Source organism: Flavobacterium sp., assembly GCF_044368625.1.
In the GTDB taxonomy this organism is placed as follows: domain Bacteria; phylum Bacteroidota; class Bacteroidia; order Flavobacteriales; family Flavobacteriaceae; genus Flavobacterium.
Genome location: NZ_JBIPPD010000114.1, coordinates 1 through 10,486, shown reverse-complemented (window position 1 = coordinate 10,486; position 10,486 = coordinate 1). Strand labels below are relative to the sequence as shown.

9 protein-coding genes and 1 tRNA gene are annotated in these 10,486 nt (G+C 37.9%); 7 read left to right on the top strand and 3 right to left on the bottom strand.

Features of this window, described 5'->3' with window-relative positions; all coding sequences use genetic code 11:
* Positions 1-126 precede the first annotated feature (126 nt).
* From murC to ACIQ2X_RS09715, 7 genes are all read left to right on the top strand, one after another.
* The gene (gene murC, locus ACIQ2X_RS09745; RefSeq protein WP_396178740.1) at positions 127-1,476 is read left to right on the top strand and encodes a UDP-N-acetylmuramate--L-alanine ligase; all 1,350 of its coding nucleotides are present in this window, start codon (positions 127-129) and stop codon (positions 1,474-1,476) included.
* Positions 1,463-2,197 carry a cell division protein FtsQ/DivIB gene (locus tag ACIQ2X_RS09740; RefSeq protein ID WP_396178739.1) on the top strand — a complete coding sequence of 245 codons (735 nt, stop codon included), beginning with the start codon at positions 1,463-1,465 and terminating at the stop codon, positions 2,195-2,197. The genes murC and ACIQ2X_RS09740 overlap by 14 nt, the downstream gene beginning before the upstream one ends.
* A gap of 7 nt (positions 2,198-2,204) precedes the next feature.
* Positions 2,205-3,593, top strand: coding sequence for a cell division protein FtsA (gene ftsA, locus ACIQ2X_RS09735; RefSeq protein WP_396178738.1), 1,389 nt, complete (start codon positions 2,205-2,207; stop codon positions 3,591-3,593).
* Between the two features lie 53 nt (positions 3,594-3,646).
* Positions 3,647-5,692 (top strand): cell division protein FtsZ, encoded by a 2,046-nt coding sequence (gene ftsZ, locus ACIQ2X_RS09730; protein ID WP_396178737.1) that lies wholly within the window; start codon positions 3,647-3,649, stop codon positions 5,690-5,692.
* 89 nt (positions 5,693-5,781) lie between these two features.
* Positions 5,782-6,231 carry a GatB/YqeY domain-containing protein gene (locus tag ACIQ2X_RS09725; protein ID WP_396178736.1) on the top strand — a complete coding sequence of 150 codons (450 nt, stop codon included), beginning with the start codon at positions 5,782-5,784 and terminating at the stop codon, positions 6,229-6,231.
* Positions 6,232-6,268: 37 nt separating this feature from the next.
* Positions 6,269-6,342 (top strand) — tRNA-Arg (locus ACIQ2X_RS09720).
* Between the two features lie 49 nt (positions 6,343-6,391).
* Positions 6,392-7,204, top strand: coding sequence for a zinc-dependent peptidase (locus tag ACIQ2X_RS09715; RefSeq protein WP_396178735.1), 813 nt, complete (start codon positions 6,392-6,394; stop codon positions 7,202-7,204).
* 37 nt (positions 7,205-7,241) lie between these two features.
* On the opposite strand, the gene ACIQ2X_RS09710 is transcribed toward ACIQ2X_RS09715, so the two are convergent.
* The 3 genes from ACIQ2X_RS09710 to ACIQ2X_RS09700 all read right to left on the bottom strand — a co-directional run bounded on the left by ACIQ2X_RS09710 (position 7,242) and on the right by ACIQ2X_RS09700 (position 10,216).
* Positions 7,242-8,294 carry an arabinogalactan endo-beta-1,4-galactanase gene (locus tag ACIQ2X_RS09710; RefSeq protein WP_396178734.1) on the bottom strand — a complete coding sequence of 351 codons (1,053 nt, stop codon included), beginning with the start codon at positions 8,292-8,294 and terminating at the stop codon, positions 7,242-7,244.
* Positions 8,295-8,296: 2 nt separating this feature from the next.
* The gene (gene rpe, locus ACIQ2X_RS09705; RefSeq protein WP_396178733.1) at positions 8,297-8,956 is read right to left on the bottom strand and encodes a ribulose-phosphate 3-epimerase; all 660 of its coding nucleotides are present in this window, start codon (positions 8,954-8,956) and stop codon (positions 8,297-8,299) included.
* 594 nt (positions 8,957-9,550) lie between these two features.
* Complete coding sequence (locus ACIQ2X_RS09700; RefSeq protein WP_396178732.1) at positions 9,551-10,216, bottom strand: hypothetical protein; 666 nt, start codon at positions 10,214-10,216, stop codon at positions 9,551-9,553.
* Positions 10,217-10,486 lie beyond the last annotated feature (270 nt).

The following is a 10,486-nucleotide window of genomic DNA, read 5'->3' as shown; positions in this document are numbered from 1 at the left end:
GAAGTTGATAAAGGTGAGGAACATCTAGTGTTTCTGAAGAATCTAAAAAACGCATAAAATATAAAAATAGTACTAACTCAAAATTCAACTTGTAATTGAAACTGAATTTTGAAATTGAAATTAAAAATGAATTTAAATCAAATCCAAAACGTGTTTTTTATCGGCATCGGAGGCATCGGAATGAGTGCTTTGGCACGGTATTTTCACGCCTTGGGTAAAAACGTAGCGGGTTATGACAAAACGCAAACCGAGTTGACAGACGAATTGGTTCAAAGTGGTATTTCGATTCACTTTAAAGATCAAATTGATTTGATACCAGTCGGTTTTGTTCAAGAAAACACATTAGTCGTAATTACTCCCGCAGTGCCAGTCTCGCATTCACAGTGGAATTTTTTTATCGAACAAAATTTTGAAGTTAAAAAAAGAGCGGCCGTTTTGGGAATTATCACTAAAAATACGTTCTGTTTTGCTGTGGCAGGAACGCACGGAAAGACCACAACTTCCGGAATACTTGCCCATATATTGTATCAAAGCGGTGTGGATGTAACCTCTTTTTTAGGTGGAATTTTAGAAAATTATAATTCAAATTTAGTGGGTAATGGAACCACAGTTACGGTTGTGGAAGCCGACGAATTTGATCGTTCGTTTTTGCATTTGCATCCCAATATTGCGTGTATAACTTCGATGGATGCCGATCATTTGGATATTTATGGCAACAGTGCCGCAATTGAAGCATCGTTTGAAGAGTTTGCATCTAAAATTGAAAACCCGAACCATTTGCTTGTAACCACCCATCTTCCTTTAAAAGGAACAACTGTAGGTATTAATGAACAAGCAAATTTTCAAGCAATAAATATCCGAATTGAGAAAAGCACTTATGTTTTTGATATTAAAACAAAGAACGAAATCGTTAAAGATGTCCGATTTGGATTGCCGGGAAAACACAATTTACTAAACGCTTTGATGGCTTTTGCTATGGCAAAAATATACGGCGTTTCGGACGACGATTCCAAGAAAGCTTTGGCTTCATTTAAAGGAATCAAAAGGCGTTTTTCGTATCAAATTCAAACTGAAAAATTGGTGTACATCGACGATTATGCCCATCATCCAACCGAAATAAATGCCGTACATCAAGCTGTTTCTGAACTGTATCCTGGACAAAAAGTATTGGCGATTTTTCAGCCGCATTTGTTCAGCCGAACGCGTGATTTTGCCGCTGATTTTGCTAAAAGTTTATCGGCATTCGACTCGGTTTTATTGTTAGATATTTATCCCGCCCGTGAGTTACCTATCGAAGGAGTTACGTCGAATTGGTTGCTGGATATGATGACCAATACGGATAAAAAAGTAGTCAATAAGTCGGATTTAATCAGCGAAATAGCAAAAAGTACCGCAACGGTTTTTGTAACAATTGGAGCAGGTGATATTGGGGTTTTGGTACCGAGTATAAAAAAAGCATTGAATGAAAAAGTTTAACTGGAACAACATTTGGGTCAATCTGCGTTTGCTACTCATATTCGGGTTGGTGGTGTTTTTGTATGCTTTTACGTCCAAGCGAAATGAAGCGCGAAAAACCAAGAAAACCATCGTTGAATTTGTAAACAATGATGCCCTTTATGTCGGCTATGAAACGGTTAATAAATTGTTAATAGAAAATGGACAACAGTTGAAAACTATTGGTAAAGATAAAGTAGTTTTGAATGATTTGGAAAAAATACTCAATGATCACGACATGATTCAAAAGTCGGAAGTGTTCATAAGTATTGACGGCGTTCTAAAAGCAGTGGTCACTCAGCGAACGCCAATTGCCCGTGTTTTTAGTGAAAAAGGTTCTTTTTACATTGATAGTAAAGGGAATACAATGCCTTTGTCTGCTGTCCAAACTGCGAGATTACCGCTTGTTTTAGGTGAGATTTCCGATAAAAATCGAAAGGAAATTTTCGAATTGTTGTGGTTTATATACAACGATGATTTTTTAAAAAAAAACATCACAGGAATCGAAATTTTGCCTAGTGGAAGCCTTAGAATGACGAATAGAAATTACAATTACGAAATCGAATTTGGTAAAACAGTCGAAGTGGTACGAAAATTTGATAATTATAAAGCGTTTTTTCAAAAAGCGGTTCACGATACATTGATCGATACGTACAAAATAATAAATCTCAAGTTTACGCAACAAGTGGTGTGTACTAAATAGAAGGAATATGGAAAAAGAAATGATTGCCGTAGGGTTAGATCTTGGAACAACAAAGATTGTTGCAATGATAGGCAAGAAAAATGAATATGGTAAATTAGAGATTTTAGGAATTGGCAAAGCCAAAAGCCTTGGAGTGGCTCGCGGGGTGGTAAATAATATTACCCAAACGATTCAATCCATTCAGTTGGCAGTTGCAGAAGCAGAGAGTCAGTCGGGCTACAAAATTAAGGACGTTGTGGTAGGAATTGCAGGTCAACACATTCGCAGCTTGCAACACAGCGATTACATCAGTCGGAATAATGCCGAAGAAGTTATCGGCGATAAAGACATTGAGTTGCTAATCAATCAAGTACACAAATTAGCAATGCTTCCGGGAGAAGAAATTATTCATGTTTTGCCGCAGGAGTTTAAAATTGACGGACAATCAGAAATCAAGGAACCTGTTGGAATGTACGGCGGTCGATTGGAATCCAGTTTTCACGTTGTGGTAGGACAAGCTTCTTCGATTCGAAATGTGGGGCGTTGCATTCAAAGCGCGGGAATTGAGCTGTCCGGAATTACCTTAGAACCTTTGGCTTCTGCCGATGCGGTTTTAAGTCAAGAAGAAAAAGAAGCCGGTGTAGCATTGATTGATATTGGTGGCGGTACAACTGATTTGGCCATTTTTAAAGACGGAATTATACGCCATACAGCAGTAATTCCTTTCGGTGGTAATGTTATTACAGACGATATTAAAGAAGGTTGTTCCATTATCGAAAAACAAGCCGAATTACTGAAAATTAAATTTGGAAGTGCTTGGCCAGGCGAAAACAGAGATAACGAAATTGTTTCGATTCCAGGATTGCGAGGTCGTGAACCCAAAGAAATTTCGCTCAAAAACTTGTCGAAAATCATCCATGCACGCGTGTTGGAAATTATCGAACAGGCTTTCGCCGAAATCAAAGCCTACGGACACGAAGATCCTCGTAAAAAATTAATCGCCGGAATTGTTTTGACCGGTGGTGGATCAGAATTGAAGCACATCAAACAATTGGTTGAATACATTACCGGAATGGATACTCGAATTGGATATCCAAACGAACATTTGGCGGGTAACTCGGATGAAGAAATATCAAGTCCTATGTATGCCACTGCGGTAGGTTTGGTCATGAACAGTATTCAAAACGGAACAAACAGTGCGGTTAAAGATCAACCCGAGATTGTCGAAGCGAAAACCGTTTATCGAGCACCAGTTGTTGCAGCAAGTGCATACATAGAAGAAGTAGAGGAGGTAGAAGAACAGCCCTTACATGTAAGAGGACAAAGCAAACCTGAGTCGACTCAAAGCAGAATTTCAAAATCGTTTTTTGATAAATATTTGGACAAAATCAAAAACTTTTTGGATAACGCAGAATAATAAAAAGAAAAGCTAGAAAAAGAATATAAATAAAAAAATTAAATACCAATAATATGACAAGCAACTCAGATTTTGGAAGTATTTCATTTGATTTACCTAAAAACCAATCAAACGTTATTAAAGTAATAGGTGTAGGTGGCGGCGGAAGTAATGCCATCAACCACATGTTTAAACAGGGTATTAAAGGTGTCGATTTTATCGTTTGCAATACCGATTCGCAAGCGCTTCAAAACAGTTCAGTGCCAAATAAAATTCAGTTAGGTGTAAACTTAACCGAGGGACTTGGAGCAGGAGCCAATCCAGAAGTGGGTCAGCAATCTGCAATCGAGAGTATTGCTGAAATCGAAAAAATGTTGGACATCAACACAAAAATGGTTTTTATTACCGCAGGAATGGGTGGCGGAACAGGAACGGGTGCTGCACCAGTTATTGCTCAATTGGCCAAAGAACGCGATATATTGACCGTTGGAATTGTTACCATCCCGTTTCAATTTGAAGGGAAAGTACGTCAAGAACAAGCCTTGTTGGGTGTAGAGCGTTTGCGTAAGCAAGTCGATTCGTTGATTGTGATTAATAACAACAAGCTTAGAGAGGTGTATGGAAACTTGGGTTTCAAAGCGGGTTTCTCAAAAGCCGATGAGGTTTTGGCGACCGCTTCTCGAGGAATTGCCGAAGTAATTACACACCATTACACGCAAAATATCGATTTAAAGGATGCGAAAACCGTATTGTCCAATAGCGGAACAGCCATCATGGGATCGGCTACCGCGAGTGGTGAATCAAGAGCCAAAGAAGCGATTATTTCTGCTTTGGATTCGCCATTATTAAACGACAATAAAATTACCGGTGCCAAAAACGTATTGTTGCTTATCGTTTCGGGTACCAATGAAATTACCATTGACGAAATTGGCGAAATCAACGACCATATTCAAGTAGAAGCTGGACACAATGCCAATATTATTATGGGTGTTGGCGAAGATGAAACATTGGGAGACGCTGTAGCAGTTACCATTATCGCAACGGGTTTTAATGTTGAACAACAAAATGAAATTGTAAATACAGCACCACAAAAAATAATTCATTCGTTAGAAGATGAGCAAAGATTGACGCACAACTTGACGCAAAATGTGATTGAATCGTTTAATTTTTCGCAACCCATTTCAAATGCAAAAAATGAGGAGGTAATCATCCATGATTTAATGGAAGACGAAGCACCTAAAGCGCAAGTAGTTCAAGAAATTGTAGCCGAATTCGCACCTTTAGTTACGCAGCCTACTTTTTCTTTTGAAACAGAAACGGTTGAAGAAGTAAAGGTAAACGGGCCTCTTTTTACGATTGAAAATCAGGTTATTGAAGAGCCAAAGTTTGAATACAATTTAGTGCCAACAACCGAATTTATTAAAAATTTAGACGTAACTTTTGAAATCGTATCACCTGCAAAAGCCGAAGCCGAGTTTTATTTTACGGCACCAGAAGTAAAAGAAATTTTTGTTCGCGATGTTGAATTTGTAGTAAATGAAAGAAAAGAACCTACTTTTTCTTTTGATTTGCCTATTGCAAAACAATCAATTGAAAAAGAGGAAGAACGTGCTATTTTCGATTTGACCCACGAAACGCGTAACATCGAAGTGAATAAAGCAGTTCAAGTAGTTCCGATAACCGAGGTAAATAAAAATGGCGTGATTCGGTATTCGTTGGAAGAATATATGGAATTGGAAAATACTTTATTGGAATCAAAACCATTGGATAAAGTAGCCGAGCCTGAACGAGAAGAATTAAAAATCACGATGAGAGTTAACGAAACTAAAGCTTTTGATACGAGCTACGAATCATTAGCACCATCCGAAATGCCAATCGAAGAAGCATTGCGAATGCGGGCCGACGAGCGTCGTAGAAAGTTGAAAGAATTCAATTACAAGTTTCACAACAACCCCTCGCGTGTAGACGAATACGAAAAAGAGCCTGCTTACAAGCGCTTTGGAGTCGATTTATCTACGCCAAATCACAACAATAAATCGCGCACTTCATTAGGAATAGATAGTAACGACGACATCCAGTTGCGTTCCAACAATTCATTTCTCCATGACAATGTCGATTAATTAACTCAAACCAAACTTTGATAACCCGAAAAACTATTTTTTCGGGTTATTTTTTTTACCTTCGCTTTCGATCAAAAAAACAAAATACTATGAGTCTTTCCGAAAGAATAATGGACGAAATAAAAACTGCAATGCGTGCCAAAGATGCTATGGCATTGGAATCTTTAAGAGCGGTTAAATCAGCACTTTTATTGGCATCAACAGAAACAGGATCTAAAGAACCTATTACTGAAGAGGAAGAAATAAAAATATTGCAACGATTGATCAAGCAACGTCGCGAAAGTGCTGCGATTTATATCAATCAAAATCGTCCGGATTTGGCCGAACCAGAAATAGCCCAAGCTGCTGTAATTGAGCAGTTCCTGCCCGAACAGTTGAGCGAAACACAAATCGAAGAAGTCCTATCACGAATTATCCAAGAAAGCGGCGTTTCAGGAATGGCGGCAATGGGTAAAGTCATGGGGCTAGCCTCCGCAGAATTAGCCGGAAAAGCCGACGGAAAAACTATATCAACAATCGTAAAAAAGCTTTTATCTTAAGGATTTTTATTGTAAATTCGCACTCACAAATAAAAAAGGCCTCGTAGTTCAACTGAATAGAATATCAGATTTCGGCTCTGAGGGTTACAGGTTTGAATCCTGTCGAGGTCACAAATTTTAAGGGACACTATGTCCCTTTTTTTAATTTAAAATTTTTCCTTTGAATAATGTTGAATTAATAGCAGTTATTTTGGCACTTATCTTTGTGGTATTGACTGTCTTAATTCTATTTAAACTGGTGGTCGAACCGTTTCATATTTTACTTTTCAAAAAACCCATATACGTTCACTATTATCCTTTTCCTAAAAAACTTTCTGAACCGCAAATAGCCGTTTTACGTAGGGAATTTAACTTTTATAGCCGACTTTCCGAGAAACGAAAAAAGTATTTTGAACACAGGGTAAGCACTTTTTTGAGTCGGTATCAATTTATTGGTAATGAAATTTCGGTAGATGATGATAAAGTTCAAATGATTGTAGCGGGAACTTATGTTATGCTGTCCTTCGGGATGCGGCAATATTTGACCACGACTTTCGATAAAATCATTCTCTATCCCAACATCTACTTTTCGACGGTGAATCAAGAATACCACAAAGGAGAATTCAACCCAAAACTTAAAGCAGTTGTATTCTCGTGGAATGATTTTTTATCAGGACATCAAATTACGGATAATAACATCAATCTCGGTTTGCATGAATTCACCCACGCCTTGCATTTTGGAGCAAAAAAAAGACAATATTCCAGCGATGTGATTTTTATCGACGAGTTCAATGCCATTTTAACCTATCTCGAAAACCAATCTTTCCGACAAAAAATGATGAACGACCAATATTTCAGGGATTATGCCTTTCAAAACGAATTTGAATTTCTGGCGGTTTTATTAGAACATTTTTTTGAAACACCAAAAGAATTCCAACACCGTTACCCCGAATTATTCCACCACGTAAGGAGAATGATTAATTTTCAAAACTAAAAAAATCATGTTTCGATTAAAATGGTGCGCCACAAATTTACTCAGAAAAAAATTCAAGTGCTGGCAAACTCTTGTTTTCAAAATTCCATAAAGCTTGATTTTCCCACGGAGAGCCTTGGTTAGAAGTAGGTCCACGAAACGCAACCAACTGCGGTTCCCAATAGCAATAGCCAATAATAGAGGAGCTTCGGTCGGTCACGCTTTTCAAAGCCATTAAAAAAGCGTGTTGTCCCTCAGCAGTAGCTGCAAATCCCGGGATTAATTGGTTTTCTAGGCCAACAATGTTGTTGGTATAATCATTATAACCTAGCGTAAATGGGTAGGCAGTTTCGGCAATTACTACTTTTTTTTCGTAAGTCGCTGCAAGTTGATTCAAGGTGTTTTCTAGATTTGATAAGCTTTTACCATGCCATAAAGGATAATACGAAATGCCGATGTAATCATAATCAATTGATTTGACTTTGTTAAAATAATAATCGGCTCCTGAAATTCCTGCAAAATGCAACATAATTTTGGTTTTCGTTGATGTGGTTCGTATGGCATCAACTGCCGTTTGGGTAAGTGCTAAATATTGCATTTCATTTGTTGATATTTTGCCTTCTGGCCACAGCATTCCATCGTTGGTTTCATTGCCTATTTGGATGATCTCTGGTTTTAATTCGTTCATCAACAAAGTGGTATAATTATAAACGGCTGTTTTGAGTTGTGCAAAATTCATACTAGTCCAAGCTGCTGGTTTTTCTTGATGTCCAGGATCCGCCCACGTATCAGAATAATGCACAGTAATCCAAACTTTTATCCCTGATTTACGGACACGTTCGGACAATACTTTTACTTCTGCCAAGCTCGATGCATTGTTTTCTGGAGCAAACCAAACCCGTAACCTCGCGTAATTGCATCCGGCATTCGCTAGAGTGGTAACCACATTTTCAGCTTTATTATTATGATAAAAAGTGGTTGAAGTAGTTTCAATTGTAGGCAACGACGAGATATCGGCTGCTCGAATGACTAAGTCGGTCTCTTCTTTTTCATTGATCGACGTCGAGCAGGAAGCAAAGACAAAAATCAATAAAGCCAGTATTTTTTTCATGTCTAACTCAATGTTTTTTTCAATTCCCGAATGGTTTGTACAGGGTCGACTGCGTTAAAAACATAGCTACCGGCAACCAGCACGTTTGCACCGGCTTCAACCAGTTGTTTCGCATTTTGATCCGTCACGCCGCCGTCAATTTCGATTAACGTGTCTAAGCCCTGATCATCAATCATCTGGCGCAATTTACGCACTTTTTGATACGTTATTGCTTCAAATTTTTGCCCTCCAAATCCAGGATTTATCGACATAATCAATACCATATAACATTCTGATAAAATATCTTCCAATACTGAAACTGGAGTAGTCAAATTTAAAACCACTCCTGCCTTGCAACCAGCTGCTTTTATTTGACGCAAAGTTCTGTGTAAATGTACCGTCGATTCGTAGTGTACGGTAATAATATCCGCACCAATTTTTGCAAATTCCTCGATGTACCTCTCGGGTTTTTCAATCATCAAATGCACGTCCAATGGTTTAGTTGCATGTTTTTTTATCGCCTGAATCACTGGCATTCCATAAGAAATATTCGGTACAAAATGCCCGTCCATTACATCAATATGAAACCAGTCGGCTTCGCTATTGTTAATCATTTCGATGTCGCGCTGCAAGTTGGCAAAATCGGCGGCAAGCACCGAGGGGGCTATGAGTATGTTTTTCATTGTGTAGGGTTGTAGTTTTGGCAAAGATACAATTTCAAATGCAATGACAATTTCAAACGTTAAAAACAATCAAAATTCTATCCATCTAATGCTCTATTTTTTTGGGCGTTTCCCTACGGGTCGTGCTATTCGTTCCCGCTTCTCGATAAAAAATCGAGAGAGCTCCACTACTATCACTAACGCAAAATCCCGCGCAGCCATAAATTAACTGATGTCAACACCAATACATCTACCGAAGGCATTGCGATACAGCGTTTATTTCTGGATTTCACCTTACGGAATCAAATGTTAGTTTGTTGCGAAATCTCCAGACTTTGCGAAGATGGTTTTCCCTCCTCGGTGGCATATTATAAAAACAGGAATTATAGAAATAAAAGCGGATTGATGAATCTCGAATTTTGGCACAACGAACATTCGATAATCGGGTATTTTGATGTGGATCGGACAAATAAAAAAGCCAATTATTTAGAGGTATAAATAACTGGCTTTTTTGTCGAAACGATTAATACAATTGTGTTTTTTACGGATAAAATTAGTACCACATTAAAATAATAAATCAGTACTAGTTGTTGTATACAAGTACCTGCATTTTGGTCAACATTGCTTCGGTATCTCCATTATACCCTGCATATATTGAAGGAACATAATTAACGATAGCGCTACCAAACCAGCGGAATATTGCACTTTAAATGTATAAGTTCCGCTTGATAGCGTTACTGATTTCAATAGTGTTGCAGGAACAGGGAGACTTGTTAATCCTCCTGGTGAGTTACCCACTTTTGAAGTATATGCAGATGATATTTTTACATTATTTTGTAATAAACTAAAAACACCTTGAGACGAATCCGTTCCAAGGGATACTGCATAACCAGTAATTGTAAATAGAAAAGTTTGCGTTCTGCCGGTGGGTACTGTAAGTGTTACAGTTGCTCCAGGAACATCGGCGGTGGTACCTGCCGCGACTGTTGCTTGGCTTGTTCCTTGTACATAGGTTGCAGAATCAACCGTACCTTTAACGGAGTTGGTTGATGTCCATACAAGTGCAAGACCTGCACCTTGAGAAATTAGTGTTTGTCCAGAAGTGCCTGCACTACCCGCTGTGTTTGCATTTCCTCCAACATTCAATTCTGAGGTTATCTGGAGCGTACCGTTTATATGCAATGATTTTTGAGGTGTAGTTGTTCCTATGCCTACTTGTGAAAACGAAATTGAGGCAAACAATATTGTTGCCAACGTTAAAATTGATTTTTTTGTGTTCATGTTTGTTTGTTTATTGATTTAAATTTAAATACTTGAAACTTTTTATTTGTGTAGGTCTAGTTTGGAATTTTTGTTTAGTTTGCTTTTAAATGGACTTATATCTAAAAGCACCAACAATCTTTATGGAGTTTATTTTTTTTATATATATCCGTAATTGCTCATATTTTTGTATATTTGTTTGATAGATAAATTATTGGGTATGAATATTTTTAGTTTTGGAGTCGAATTTAGTAGTGAAGCCAATTGTATTGCGCATTTTAAAGCGGAACG